Genomic DNA, 13,411 nt, shown 5'->3' on the forward strand with positions numbered 1-13,411 from the left:
ATGTTATGTCCATTATTCAAAAACTTTGGTGGTTTTTCAAGTTAGAAAAACGCCGTTATTTAGTCGGGATTGTGGCTCTGGTCTTGGTTTCCGTCCTCAACCTCATTCCCCCAATGGTTATGGGGAGGGTTATTGATGCCATCACTACGGGGCAATTAACCCAGCAGGACCTCCTTCTTGCCCTATTTTACTTGCTTCTTGCAGCCTTTGGGATGTACTATCTGCGCTATGTTTGGCGTATGTATATCCTTGGGACTTCCTACCGTTTGGGACAGATTATGCGCTCTCGCTTATTTGAACATTTCACAAAAATGTCTCCAGCTTTTTATCAAACCTACCGGACGGGGGACCTGATGGCACACGCAACCAATGATATCAATGCCCTAACGCGTCTGGCAGGGGGTGGTGTTATGTCTGCCGTGGATGCCTCTATCACGGCTTTAGTGACCTTGATGACCATGCTCTTTAGCATTTCGTGGCAAATGACCCTAGTTGCCATTTTACCCTTACCTTTCATGGCTTATGCGACCAGTCGTTTAGGTAGAAAGACTCATAAGGCCTTTGGTGAATCACAAGCTGCCTTTTCTGAACTCAATAACAAGGTGCAGGAGTCCGTATCAGGTATTAAAGTGACCAAGTCTTTCGGGTACCAGGCGGACGAGCTCAAGTCCTTTCAGGCAGTCAATGAATTGACCTTCCAAAAGAATCTCCAAACCATGAGATACGATAGTCTCTTTGACCCCATGGTTCTCTTATTTGTTGGTTCATCCTATGTCTTAACCCTCTTGGTCGGCTCTTTGATGGTTCAGGAGGGGCAGATTACCGTTGGGAATCTAGTTACCTTTATCAGCTACTTGGATATGCTAGTTTGGCCTCTTATGGCCATCGGCTTCCTCTTTAATATTACCCAGCGAGGGAAGGTTTCTTACCAGCGGATTGAGGAACTTTTGTCTCAGGAATCACCTGTACAAGACCCTGAGTTTCCTTTGGATGGCATTGAAAACGGGTGCCTGCAGTACGCTATTGATAGTTTTGCCTTTGAAAATGAGGAAACACTGACGGATATTCATTTCAGTTTGGAAAAAGGGCAAACATTGGGCTTGGTCGGACAGACAGGCTCTGGGAAAACGTCCTTGATCAAGCTCCTCTTGCGTGAGTACGATGTGGATAAGGGAGCCATTTACCTAAACGGTCACGATATTCGTGATTATCGTTTGACAGACCTTCGTAGTCTTATGGGCTATGTTCCTCAGGACCAGTTCCTCTTTGCTACTTCGATTTTAGACAATATCCGATTTGGCAATCCCAACTTGCCCCTTTCAGCGGTTGAGGAAGCGACTAAGCTAGCCCAAGTTTACCAAGACATTGTAGCCATGCCTCAGGGATTTGATACGTTGATTGGTGAAAAGGGAGTTAGTCTCTCAGGTGGTCAAAAGCAGCGTATAGCCATGAGTCGAGCGATGATTTTAGACCCTGATATCTTGATTTTGGATGATTCTTTGTCAGCTGTGGATGCCAAGACAGAGTATGCGATTATCGACAACCTCAAGGAGACGCGAAAGGACAAGACAACCATTATTACGGCTCATCGCCTCAGTGCAGTTGTCCATGCAGATCTGATTTTAGTCCTGCAAAATGGTCAAATTATCGAACGAGGCAGGCACGAAGACTTGCTAGCTTTGGATGGCTGGTATGCTCAAACCTACCAGTCTCAGCAGCTGGAAATGAAGGGAGAAGAAGATGCAGAATAAGAACGAACAATGGACTGTATTGAAGCGCTTGATATCTTATCTCAAGCCTTATGGACTCCTGACCTTTTTGGCCCTCAGTTTTCTCCTAGCGACTACGATCATTAAAAGCGTCATTCCCCTTGTGGCTTCCCACTTTATCGACCAGTATCTCAGCAATCTCAATCAACTCGCTGTGACCGTTTTGCTGGTCTACTATGGTCTCTACATCCTACAAACTGTAGTTCAGTATGTTGGCAATCTTCTCTTTGCGCGCGTGTCTTACAGTATTGTTAGGGATATTCGTCGCGATGCCTTTGCCAATATGGAAAAGTTGGGTATGTCTTATTTTGACAAGACGCCAGCAGGCTCCATCGTCTCTCGTTTGACCAATGATACTGAGACCATCAGCGATATGTTTTCAGGGATTTTATCTAGCTTTATCTCAGCAGTTTTCATCTTTCTGACAACTCTTTATACCATGTTGGTGTTGGATTTTCGTTTGACAGCATTAGTATTGCTCTTTCTCCCCTTGATTTTCCTTTTGGTCAATCTCTATCGGAAAAAATCAGTGAAAATCATTGAGAAAACCAGAAGTCTCTTGTCAGATATTAATAGCAAGCTGGCTGAAAACATCGAGGGAATCAGAATAATCCAGGCCTTTAATCAAGAGAAGCGCCTACAGGCAGAGTTTGATGAAATCAACCAAGAACACTTGGTCTATGCCAACCGTTCTGTAGCCTTGGATGCTCTCTTTTTGCGCCCTGCCATGAGTTTACTGAAACTCATAGGCTACGCCGTTTTGATGGCTTACTTTGGCTATCGTGGACTTTATCTGGGAATAACGGCAGGAACCATGTATGCCTTTATTCAGTACATCAACCGCCTCTTTGATCCCCTGATTGAGGTGACGCAAAACTTTTCAACCCTGCAAACTTCTATGGTTTCTGCAGGTCGTGTCTTTGCCCTAATAGACGAGAGGACCTATGAGCCTCTTCAAGAAAATGGACAGACCGAGATCAAAGAAGGCAATATCCGTTTTGAACATGTATGTTTCTCTTATGATGGCAAACATTCGATTCTGGATGACATTTCCTTCTCCGTTAATAAGGGTGAAACCATTGCATTTGTAGGCCATACAGGTTCAGGGAAATCTTCGATTATTAATGTCCTCATGCGCTTTTATGAATTTCAATCAGGGCGAGTTCTCTTGGACGATGTGGATATTAGGGACTACAGTCAGGAAGAGCTGAGAAAAAACATCGGTCTGGTCTTGCAGGAACCCTTCCTCTATCATGGAACCATTAAGTCCAATATCGCCATGTACCAAGACATTAGTGATGAGCAGGTCCAGGCTGCTGCAGCCTTCGTGGATGCAGATTCCTTTATTCAAGACCTTCCTCAGGGTTACGACTCACCTGTGTCCGAGCGTGGTTCGAGCTTTTCAACTGGACAGCGCCAGCTTCTTGCCTTTGCTAGAACAGTTGCCAGTCAGCCCAAAATCTTGATTTTGGATGAAGCGACAGCCAATATAGACTCTGAAACAGAAAGCATGGTTCAAGCTTCTCTGGCTAAGATGAGACAAGGGCGGACAACCATTGCCATTGCCCACCGCCTTTCTACCATCCAAGACGCCAACTGCATCTATGTTTTGGACAAGGGGCGTATTATCGAGAGTGGAACACATGAGGAACTCTTGGCTCTGGGAGGAACCTATCACAAGATGTATAGTTTGCAGGCGGGTGCCATGGCCTAATACTCGTTGATTTTCATAGAGTATAAGAAGGAAATCCTTCAAATTACAGATTTCTTTCACCGCCTTTTCCATTTTGTGGTATAATGAAAAATGTTGACAAATAGTATAATAAAAACAAAGGAGAAACAGCATGCTGAAATGGGAAGACTTGCCCGTGGAAATGAAATCAAGCGAGGTTGAGTCTTACTACCAGCTTGTCTCTAAAAGGAAGGGTTCGCTGATTTTCAAGCGTTGTTTGGACTGGGTTCTGGCTTTAGTCGTACTGGTTCTGACCTCTCCCATCTTTCTCATCTTGAGCATTTGGATCAAGTTGGATAGCAAGGGGCCAGTGATTTACAAGCAAGAGCGCGTGACCCAGTACAATCGACCTTTCAAGATTTGGAAGTTCCGTACCATGGTGACGGATGCGGACAAAAAAGGAAGTCTGGTGACTTCAGCTAATGATAGCCGTATTACCAAGGTTGGCAATTTCATCCGCCGTGTTCGTTTAGATGAACTACCTCAGCTGGTCAATGTCCTTAAAGGCGAGATGTCCTTTGTCGGTACACGACCTGAGGTGCCACGCTACACAGAGCAATATAGCCCAGAAATGATGGCGACCTTGCTTTTGCCGGCAGGAATTACCTCTCCAGCCAGCATCAACTACAAGGATGAGGACACTATCATCAGTCAAATGACTGAAAAAGGTCTGTCAGTTGACCAAGCCTATGTCGAACACGTCCTTCCTGAAAAAATGCGCTATAATCTTGCCTATCTCCGAGAATTTAGTTTCCTTGGAGACATCAAAATCATGTTTCAAACCGTGTTTGAAGTGCTAAAATAAAGTAGTCATGAGAGAATGAGTACAGATAAAAGGAGCAAATCAATGCCAAATTACAATATTCCATTTTCACCACCCGATATTACGGAAGCAGAAATTGCTGAAGTAGCGGATACCCTGCGTTCTGGTTGGATCACAACAGGTCCTAAGACAAAAGAACTAGAGCGTCGCTTGTCTCAATATACACAGACGCCTAAGACTGTCTGTCTTAACTCTGCAACTGCCGCGCTTGAGTTGATTTTGCGTGTTTTGGAAGTGGGTCCTGGAGATGAAGTCATCGTTCCAGCCATGACTTACACAGCTTCATGTAGTGTCATCACGCACGTAGGAGCAACACCTGTCATGGTGGATATCCAAGCAGATACTTTTGAAATGGACTATGACTTGCTGGAGCAAGCTATCACTGAAAAGACTAAGGTGATTATTCCTGTTGAGCTTGCGGGGATTGTGTGCGACTATGACCGTTTGTTCCAAGTTGTGGAGAAGAAACGTGACCTCTTTACAGCTACTAGTAAGTGGCAAAAGGCCTTTAACCGTATCGTGATTGTCTCTGATAGTGCCCACGCTTTGGGATCTACTTATAAAGGGCAACCTGCTGGTTCTATTGCTGACTTTACTTCCTTCTCATTCCATGCCGTTAAGAATTTTACAACTGCTGAGGGAGGAAGTGCGACTTGGAAGGCCAATCCAGCGATTGATGACGAAGAGATGTACAAGGAATTTCAAATCCTTTCACTTCACGGTCAAACTAAGGATGCCCTTGCTAAGATGCAATTGGGTTCATGGGAGTATGATATCGTCACACCAGCCTACAAGTGCAATATGACCGATATCATGGCGTCACTTGGTTTGGTACAATTGGACCGTTACCCAGCTTTGCTACAACGTCGTAAGGACATCGTGGACCGTTATGATCGTGGTTTTGCTGGTTCTCGCATCCATCCATTGGCACATGAGACTGACACAGTCGAGTCTTGTCGTCACCTTTACATCACCCATGTAGAAGGAGCAAGTTTAGAAGAACGCAATCTTATTATCCAAGAATTGGCCAAAGCAGGAATTGCAAGTAACGTACACTACAAACCGCTTCCTCTCTTGACAGCCTATAAGAATCTTGGCTTTGATATGGCGAATTATCCTAAGGCCTATGCCTTCTTTGAAAATGAAATTACGCTCCCTCTTCACACTAAATTAAGCGATGAGGAAGTGGATTATATCATTGAGACTTTCAAAACAGTTTCTGAAAAAGTACTAGCTTCATCAAAAAAATGACAAACTACAGTCAAGTAATAGTGATTCTGTTTCTAAAAAGTCTAATTGAGTGTGAAACTGTTGTTTTCAATTGAAAGTCCTATAGTAAAATGAAATAAAAACAGGACAAATTAATCAGGATAGTCAAATTAATTTCTAGCAATATTTTAGAAGCAAAGGTGTACTCTTATAGTTTCAATATACTGTATGGTTTGAAATGAGATGTGAGCAATTTGGTGTAGCATTTAGAATTTTTATTAGGCATCATTTAGAAAATGTAGTGTCTTGTTCTAGTTTTCAATTCACCCTATTTTTTGAAAGACGCGAGTTTCCACGAATGAGGTTGTGGAAACTCGCGTCTTTCTTTTTTGTTTTCAGAATATTGTTCAAAGTTTTGAGACTATTTTTCATGTTCTAGTCATTCTTTTGAAATAATCTATAAAACACGTGTCTACAATGATCTATATGTCCTATTCCAGTATTTTAGAAGAACTGCGTCTATTTTTATAGAGCTTGAATCTAGCTTTTATAGAAAATCTATTTAAGAAATATATTGTATTGTTTTGATTTCAATCCGCTATATGAACGATATTCATGTAAATATACCTGGTGAATGCTTGCATGACAAGATATTTGTTCTTGTATTTATAAATTAGTATTTTACGAGATATCAACATGCTTTAAATACAGTGAATAGGATATTTTTATGTTCAAGCTAAGAAAGATAGTAATCACTTTTGAATGGAAGGTTAAAGAATTATTAGAAGTATGGTTAGATATATAAATGGTCACGCTTTCACAATTTTGATATTTTATTGTGTTATTCCTTGACAATTTTGATTTAAAAATATATTATAAAGAAAATGACAGCGGTGTCATTTTCTGGTATGGAATTTATATGAATATTAAATTAGGACATAATATTTTTAATTGGAGGCTAATATGAAATCTTTTCAACAAAATGAGGTTTTCTCTATTCGTAAGTCTAAGGTGGGAGTTTGCTCAGTTCTCTTAGCGGTTTTATTTATTGGAACACAAAGTGTTTTAGCTAATGAAGTAGTTGGTGAAACTTCTTCGTCTAAAGATAATATGCAAATGAACTCTTTGTTGAGTAGCACATCTACATCATTATCTGCGGAACCCCATTCTGATACTCTCAGTCTTGATAACAATTCAAGTTTAAGTACTGATAATAATGGAGGAGTGAGTATTAATCAAAATAAACCTGATATAACAAATGATACTATGATTGGTAACATCTCTGGGATGGAAGTGAATACTATTTTAAGTACTAATCTGAACGAACACGTAGCTTTGAATGTTAAAGATTATGGAGCAATAGGTGACGGGGTTAATGATGATCGTCAAGCAATTCAAGATACAATAGATGCTGCAGCTAAAGGACTAGGCGGAGGAAATGTATATTTTCCTGAAGGAACTTATTTAGTAAAAGAAATTGTTTTTTTAAAAAGTCATACACACTTAGAATTGAATGAGAAAGCTACAATTCTAAATGGTATAAATATTAAGAATCACCCTTCTATTGTTTTTATGACAGGTTTATTTACGGATGATGGTGCGCAAGTAGAATGGGGCCCAACAGAAGATATTAGTTATTCTGGTGGTACTATTGATATGAACGGTGCTTTGAATGAAGAAGGAACTAAAGCAAAAAATCTACCACTTATAAATTCTTCAGGTGCATTTGCTATTGGGAATTCAAATAACGTAACTATAAAAAATGTAACATTCAAGGATAGTTATCAAGGGCATGCTATTCAAATTGCAGGTTCGAAAAATGTATTAGTCGATAATTCTCGTTTTCTTGGTCAAGCTTTACCTAAAACTATGAAAGATGGGCAAATTATAAGTAAGGAGAGTATTCAGATTGAACCATTGACTAGAAAAGGTTTTCCTTATGCTTTGAATGATGATGGGAAAAAATCTGAAAATGTTACTATTCAAAATTCATATTTTGGTAAAAGTGATAAATCTGGAGAATTAGTAACAGCAATTGGTACACACTATCAAACATTGTCGACACAGAACCCCTCTAATATTAAAATTTTAAATAATCATTTTGATAACATGATGTATTCTGGTGTACGTTTTACAGGATTCACTGATATTTTAATTAAAGGAAATAGATTTGATAAGAAAGTAAAAGGAGAAAGTGTACATTATAGAGAAAATGGTGCAGCCTTAATAAATGCTTTTAGTTATAAAAATGTAAAAGATGAACTTGATTTAAATAAGAAAGTCGTTATTACTGAAAATACATTTTATATTTCTGATCCTAAAACAAAGGCTATTAGAGTAGCAAAAGATAGTGCAGAATATTTAGGAAAAGTATCAGATATTACTGTAACAAAAAATGTAATTAATAATAATTCTAAGGAAACAGAACAACCAAATATTGAATTATTACGAGTTAGTGATAATTTAGTAGTCTCAGAGAATAGTATATTCGGCGGTAAAGAAGGAATTGTTATTGAGGATTCAAAGGGTAAAATAACCGTTTTAAATAACCAATTTTATAATTTATCCGGTAAGTATATATCATTCATCAAATCTAATGCAAATGGGAAAGAACCAGTTATACGTGATAGCGATGGTAATTTCAATATTGTAACGGAGAATGGGCTTTACAAAATTGTAACAAATAACTTAAGTGATAAAAACGAAAAAGAAAAAAACAAAGAGGAAAAATTTAAAACAAGTTCATATGTGCATGAAAAACAATCTAATTCAAATAATGTAATTGATAGTAACCAGAAGAAAGGAGAGTTTAACTCAAGTAAAGATAATAGACAAATTAATGACAAGATCGACAATAAACAAGATAATAAGATAGAAGAAGTGAACCATAAAAAAGTTGGAGATGGCAGAGAAACTGAAAATCATATTAATAAATCTAAAGAAATAGTAGAGGTAAAACAAAAATTACCAAAGACTGGTTCGAACAAGATTATGGAACTATTCTTAACAGTGACAGGAATTGGTTTACTTTTGACACTAAAAGGGTTGAAGTATTATGGTAAAGATAAATAAAATTTGTTCGATACAAGGAAGTTCCGTAGAAAATGAGGATGCTGTAGGTTCACAAAATCAGTATTTTTGGATTATTGATGGAGCTACAGATTTATATAATTCTAAAGAGGAGATAGGTTATTCAGTCTCAGAAGTTGTACATATTTTATCAGAAAGTTTGTCGGTTAATTGTAAAGAATCAAAAACTCTTAAACAAATATTTGAAACTGCTTTACTAGAGGTTAAAGATGAAATCGGTTTAAACTCATATGAATTAACAGAGTATTATCGCTTACCAACATTTGCTTTTATATTTGCTAAACTTTCAGAAAAAAAGTTGGAGTATATGATGCTAGGTGACTGCGTCATGTTAGTAAACGAAATGGAAATAACTGATCATAGAGTAGATAACTTATTTGAAAAAGGGAAAAATGAGATAAAAGACTCAATTGGTACAAATAGTGTTTTAAATAAAAAAATTATTTTACAAAAAATCAGAAAATTATCTAATCAACCGAGTGGGTACTGGATAGGTTCGTTGGATGAGAGATTTTTAGACCATGCTATTATTAATCAAATAGATGTTACTAGTGAACAAATTGTTTTAATGAGCGATGGCTTTTATGAATTCTATCAAAATAATCAAAATAAAACTTTTGAAGAGTTAATTAAGATGAGATTTAATTCTTCTGCTATTGATCCAATCTATGGAAAGAAAGATGATGCAAGTATTGTAGTTATTGATGTTTGATATATTGTTTAAAATATTAATTGTTACTATTGAACTTTGTTAAGAAGAGGTACCTAAATGTTAAGGTTATATTTAGAAAATGAAATTATAGAATTATCAAATAATTTAGAGACCATTTGGGTATCTGTGCTTGATAAATATGAGAAGTTATTTGAATATTTATCAAATGAAGAACGAATAGAATTGATTAAAGAAGATTTAATCATAAATGAGTCAGTTCTAAATGTTGATAAAAAAGGATATGAGTTAATTTGTTTACAACATCCCGTTTCATATGACTTAAGAAGAATTATTAGTGTAATAAAAATATCAACTGACATTGAACGTATTGGGGATAGAATTGTTGAAATTTTAAAAAATCTACAGATTATTCAAAATAATGAAATTTTGAAGAAAATTATTTCAGAAATAAAAATACTTCATGAAGTTATCGGACTGCATATGAATAGGGCTATATCTTGTTATAGAGAGGAACAATCTGGATGTTTAGATATGGTTGTTATACAAAAACAGAATGAGATAGAAGAGCTTAGTACAAATATTGAAAATAAAATAATGAATTACATATTTGAAGATGATGGGAATGTTTCTGAAGTAATTGGTGCTTTAGATATTATTCATCACCTTGATAAAATTGCTCATACTACGCAATCAATTTATAAATGGATAATGTATAGAAAATATGGGAACATAAATTAGAAAGAAAAATATATGAAAACAATTATTGATAATTTTGTTGATAGAGTAATTGAATACGGAATGTATAATGAAATTGACAAAATATATGTGAAAAATAGAGTACTAGCGTTAATAGGTGAGGAGGGAACTGATCGCATTTCCGATGAAAATGACCTGAAACAAATAAAAGATTACTTAGTGGAAATCGCCTTAAAAAACGGTAAAATTAAAGATTTAATCGAGGAAAAGGAATGTTTAGGAGCAGAGTTAATGAATTTCATAGTTCCTTTACCTAGTCGATTAAATGATATTTTTTGGAGTTCATATGATATATCACCTCAAGAAGCAGTTGAAGAGTTTTATAAGTTAAGTAAAGATAGTGATTATATTAAAACTTCTGCTATTGCTAAGAATATTGAGTTTCGATCATCAACTAAATACGGAGAGCTAGAGATTACGATAAATTTGTCAAAACCCGAAAAAGATCCAAAAACAATTGCTGCTGAAAAATTAGTAAAAGCAACTAATTATCCCAAATGTTTACTATGTATGGAAAATGAAGGATATCAGGGGCGAATAAATTATCCAGCACGTTCGAATCATAGAATTATTCGGTTGAAACTTGGTGACGAAGTATGGGGATTCCAGTATTCTCCCTACTCATATTTTAATGAGCATGCGATATTTTTAAATAGTCAACATGTACCAATGGCTATTACCTCTAAAACATTTGAACAATTATTGGAGATTGTTGATATTTTGCCAGGATATTTTGCTGGTTCAAATTCTGATCTTCCTATCTCAGGAGGCTCCATTCTTAGTCATAACCACTACCAGGGAGGGAAACATATTTTCCCAATGGAAAAAGCAAAATTTGAGAGTGAATTTCGTTTTAAAGACTTTGAGGATGTTAATGCTGGTATTGTAAAATGGCCAATGTCAGTAATTAGGTTACAAAGTGAAAATAAAAATCGATTGTTAGATTTAGCTAATAAAATTCTAAATAAGTGGAGGGAATATTCAGATTTAGAAGTAGACATCATTGCTATGACTGAAGATGTCCCACACCATACGGTGACTCCTATTGCTCGTAAAGTGGACGGGAGATATGAATTAGATATTGTTCTAAGAGATAATCATACTACTGAACAATACCCAGATGGTGTTTTCCATCCTCATCAAGATGTACAACATATTAAAAAGGAAAATATCGGGTTAATCGAAGTGATGGGACTTGCGATATTACCACCTCGTTTGAAACCAGAGTTAGAAGAAGTTGGAAAATATCTTTTAGGAGAGGATAACGCAATTGCGGATTATCATTTAGAATGGGCCGACCAATTGAAAGAAAAATATCCTCGCATTAATAAAGAAGAGGTTAATAGCGTAGTTCAACACGAAGTAGGACAAGTGTTTGCGAGAGTTCTGGAAGATGCAGGAGTTTATAAGAATACACCGTCTGGGCATGAAGCGTTTATGAGATTTGTTAAGTCGGTTGGAATTAATTAGGAGGAAACCCAAATGGCAATATTGGTAACAGGCGGAGCTGGTTATATTGGTAGCCATACCGTAGTAGAATTACTAAATTTAGGAAAGGAAGTCATCATTGTCGACAACCTTTCGAACTCTAGCATCTTGGTGCTAGACCGTATTGAAGCAATTACAGGAATACGTCCCGTGTTTTACGAATTAGATGTTTGTGATAAACAAGCATTGAGAAAGGTATTTGAAAAAGAATCGATTGATGCTGCAATTCATTTTGCAGGTTATAAAGCTGTCGGAGAATCCGTGCAAAAGCCTGTGATGTACTACAAAAATAATATTATGAGTACATTAGCACTTGTTGAAGTGATGTCAGAATTTAATGTTAAAAAGATTGTCTTTTCTTCAAGTGCGACTGTATATGGAATTAACAATCAGTCACCCCTAATTGAGACGATGGAAACAAGTGCGACAAATCCTTATGGGTATACGAAAGTGATGCTTGAACAAATTTTAAAAGATGTTCATGTGGCAGATTCAGAATGGAGTATTGCGTTGCTTCGTTATTTCAATCCAATTGGTGCTCATGAGTCTGGTTTGATTGGGGAAGATCCCTCAGGAATTCCTAACAACTTGATGCCTTATATTGCACAAGTAGCGGTAGGTAAGCTGTCAGAGCTAAGTGTGTTCGGAAATGATTATGATACGCTTGATGGTACTGGTGTGCGTGATTATATCCATGTAGTAGATTTAGCAATAGGACATATAAAAGCTTTAGAAAAAGTATCTGAAAAAACAGATGTTTATATCTATAACCTAGGCTCGGGAGAAGGCACTAGTGTATTACAACTTGTAAATACATTTGAAAGTGTTAATAAGGTCCCTATTCCTTATAAAATAGTTCCAAGACGTTCAGGAGACGTTGCAACTTGTTATGCAAATGCAGACAAAGCATATAAGGAATTAAATTGGAGGACAACAAAATCGATTGAAGACATGTGTAGAGATACATGGAATTGGCAATCAAAAAATCCCAATGGCTATAATTGATGATACTGTCTATATGAGTGCTGTATTTTGGAAAAATTACTTAACCTTTTAATGAAATTCATATTTAATGAAAGATAAAATTTTTTAAAAAATTTTTTGAAAGCGCTTGACAAAGGAAACGGTTTCATTGTATAATGTAAACATGATGACACCGATGTCAAATATAAAAAAGAAGGTCTTTATATGAAAAACTTAACAAAAATTAAGTTCAAAGAGAATGGGGAATTTAATCATTTCCCTGGGAATACAGTTGTAGCAAATCTTTATACTAAACAAGATTTGATGGAAGTTGTTGATATTATTCAATCACGTTATAGAGAATTACCATTTATCGATAAGTTTACTTTAACTCCAAGGAATTCTATTCACATGACTGTAATTGAATTGTTGTGCCATGAAAATCGTGAAACGGAGTTTTGGAGCAGTAATCTTCCTCTAGATACACCTTTACAGGAAATACATGATTACTTTGCTAAACAACTTGAAATTTTTCCATTGTTGGATGAAGAAATTCATATGCGTGTAACTGAAATGGGAAAACAAAACATACTAGTTGAACCTGCAGATGAAGCTTCTGCAAAGAGATTAGAAGAAATTCGTACTTATGTCTCAGAAAAAGCAGGTGTTCGTTTCCCTAATCATGATAGATATCAATTCCATATTTCAATTGGGTATCTTCGGATTCCTCTAACCGAAGAGGAGGAAGAAGAGTTTACTAAAGTCAGAGCAGAATTAACTGAAATTTTATTAGAGAAGATTCCAACTATTACTGTAAACCGTATTGACTATACTGTATTTGAAGATATGAGACAATTTGTTCCATATCATGAAAAATTTAAATAAAATAATAAAAAAGGAGAACTTAT

10 protein-coding genes are annotated in these 13,411 nt (G+C 36.5%); all 10 read left to right on the forward strand.

The window, feature by feature from the left end; all coding sequences use genetic code 11:
- The first annotated feature begins 5 nt into the window (after window positions 1-5).
- The 10 genes from RYK12_RS02915 (at window position 6) to RYK12_RS02960 (ending at window position 13,388) form a co-directional block, all read left to right on the forward strand.
- Window positions 6-1,751: an ABC transporter transmembrane domain-containing protein gene (locus RYK12_RS02915; RefSeq protein ID WP_314846826.1), complete on the forward strand. Its 1,746-nt coding sequence runs from the start codon at window positions 6-8 to the stop codon at window positions 1,749-1,751.
- Entirely contained in the window at window positions 1,741-3,483 is a 1,743-nt protein-coding gene (locus tag RYK12_RS02920; RefSeq protein ID WP_314846828.1) for an ABC transporter ATP-binding protein, read from the forward strand. Before RYK12_RS02915 ends, RYK12_RS02920 begins: the two co-directional genes overlap by 11 nt.
- A gap of 130 nt (window positions 3,484-3,613) precedes the next feature.
- Window positions 3,614-4,306, forward strand: coding sequence for a sugar transferase (locus RYK12_RS02925; RefSeq protein WP_000922210.1), 693 nt, complete (start codon window positions 3,614-3,616; stop codon window positions 4,304-4,306).
- Window positions 4,307-4,348: 42 nt separating this feature from the next.
- Window positions 4,349-5,575, forward strand: a complete 1,227-nt coding sequence (locus RYK12_RS02930) for a DegT/DnrJ/EryC1/StrS aminotransferase family protein (protein ID WP_314846831.1) — start codon at window positions 4,349-4,351, stop codon at window positions 5,573-5,575.
- A 921-nt stretch (window positions 5,576-6,496) separates the two neighbouring features.
- The gene (locus RYK12_RS02935; RefSeq protein ID WP_000834743.1) at window positions 6,497-8,605 is read left to right on the forward strand and encodes a glycosyl hydrolase family 28-related protein; all 2,109 of its coding nucleotides are present in this window, start codon (window positions 6,497-6,499) and stop codon (window positions 8,603-8,605) included.
- The gene (locus RYK12_RS02940; RefSeq protein WP_000239018.1) at window positions 8,589-9,335 is read left to right on the forward strand and encodes a protein phosphatase 2C domain-containing protein; all 747 of its coding nucleotides are present in this window, start codon (window positions 8,589-8,591) and stop codon (window positions 9,333-9,335) included. The genes RYK12_RS02935 and RYK12_RS02940 overlap by 17 nt, the downstream gene beginning before the upstream one ends.
- Before the next feature lie 57 nt (window positions 9,336-9,392).
- Window positions 9,393-10,034 carry a phosphate uptake regulator PhoU gene (locus tag RYK12_RS02945; protein ID WP_000945328.1) on the forward strand — a complete coding sequence of 214 codons (642 nt, stop codon included), beginning with the start codon at window positions 9,393-9,395 and terminating at the stop codon, window positions 10,032-10,034.
- 12 nt (window positions 10,035-10,046) lie between these two features.
- The gene (gene galT, locus RYK12_RS02950; protein ID WP_000848808.1) at window positions 10,047-11,522 is read left to right on the forward strand and encodes a UDP-glucose--hexose-1-phosphate uridylyltransferase; all 1,476 of its coding nucleotides are present in this window, start codon (window positions 10,047-10,049) and stop codon (window positions 11,520-11,522) included.
- A gap of 12 nt (window positions 11,523-11,534) precedes the next feature.
- Window positions 11,535-12,545 (forward strand): UDP-glucose 4-epimerase GalE, encoded by a 1,011-nt coding sequence (gene galE / locus RYK12_RS02955; protein WP_061743800.1) that lies wholly within the window; start codon window positions 11,535-11,537, stop codon window positions 12,543-12,545.
- Window positions 12,546-12,728: 183 nt separating this feature from the next.
- Window positions 12,729-13,388, forward strand: a complete 660-nt coding sequence (locus tag RYK12_RS02960; protein ID WP_000793811.1) for a DUF1868 domain-containing protein — start codon at window positions 12,729-12,731, stop codon at window positions 13,386-13,388.
- Window positions 13,389-13,411: the final 23 nt, after the last annotated feature.

The organism is uncultured Streptococcus sp. (assembly GCF_963518475.1).
GTDB lineage: Bacteria > Bacillota > Bacilli > Lactobacillales > Streptococcaceae > Streptococcus.

Bases quoted from the DNA above. Each gene is read 5' to 3' on its own strand.
- RYK12_RS02930 (WP_314846831.1), top strand. From the start codon at position 4,349: ATGCCAAATTACAATATTCCATTTTCACCACCCGATATTACGGAAGCA.
- RYK12_RS02915 (WP_314846826.1), top strand. From the start codon at position 6: ATGTCCATTATTCAAAAACTTTGGTGGTTTTTCAAGTTAGAAAAACGC.
- RYK12_RS02940 (WP_000239018.1), top strand. From the start codon at position 8,589: ATGGTAAAGATAAATAAAATTTGTTCGATACAAGGAAGTTCCGTAGAA.
- RYK12_RS02925 (WP_000922210.1), top strand. From the start codon at position 3,614: ATGCTGAAATGGGAAGACTTGCCCGTGGAAATGAAATCAAGCGAGGTT.
- RYK12_RS02920 (WP_314846828.1), top strand. From the start codon at position 1,741: ATGCAGAATAAGAACGAACAATGGACTGTATTGAAGCGCTTGATATCT.
- RYK12_RS02935 (WP_000834743.1), top strand. From the start codon at position 6,497: ATGAAATCTTTTCAACAAAATGAGGTTTTCTCTATTCGTAAGTCTAAG.
- RYK12_RS02945 (WP_000945328.1), top strand. From the start codon at position 9,393: ATGTTAAGGTTATATTTAGAAAATGAAATTATAGAATTATCAAATAAT.
- RYK12_RS02960 (WP_000793811.1), top strand. From the start codon at position 12,729: ATGAAAAACTTAACAAAAATTAAGTTCAAAGAGAATGGGGAATTTAAT.
- galE (WP_061743800.1), top strand. From the start codon at position 11,535: ATGGCAATATTGGTAACAGGCGGAGCTGGTTATATTGGTAGCCATACC.
- galT (WP_000848808.1), top strand. From the start codon at position 10,047: ATGAAAACAATTATTGATAATTTTGTTGATAGAGTAATTGAATACGGA.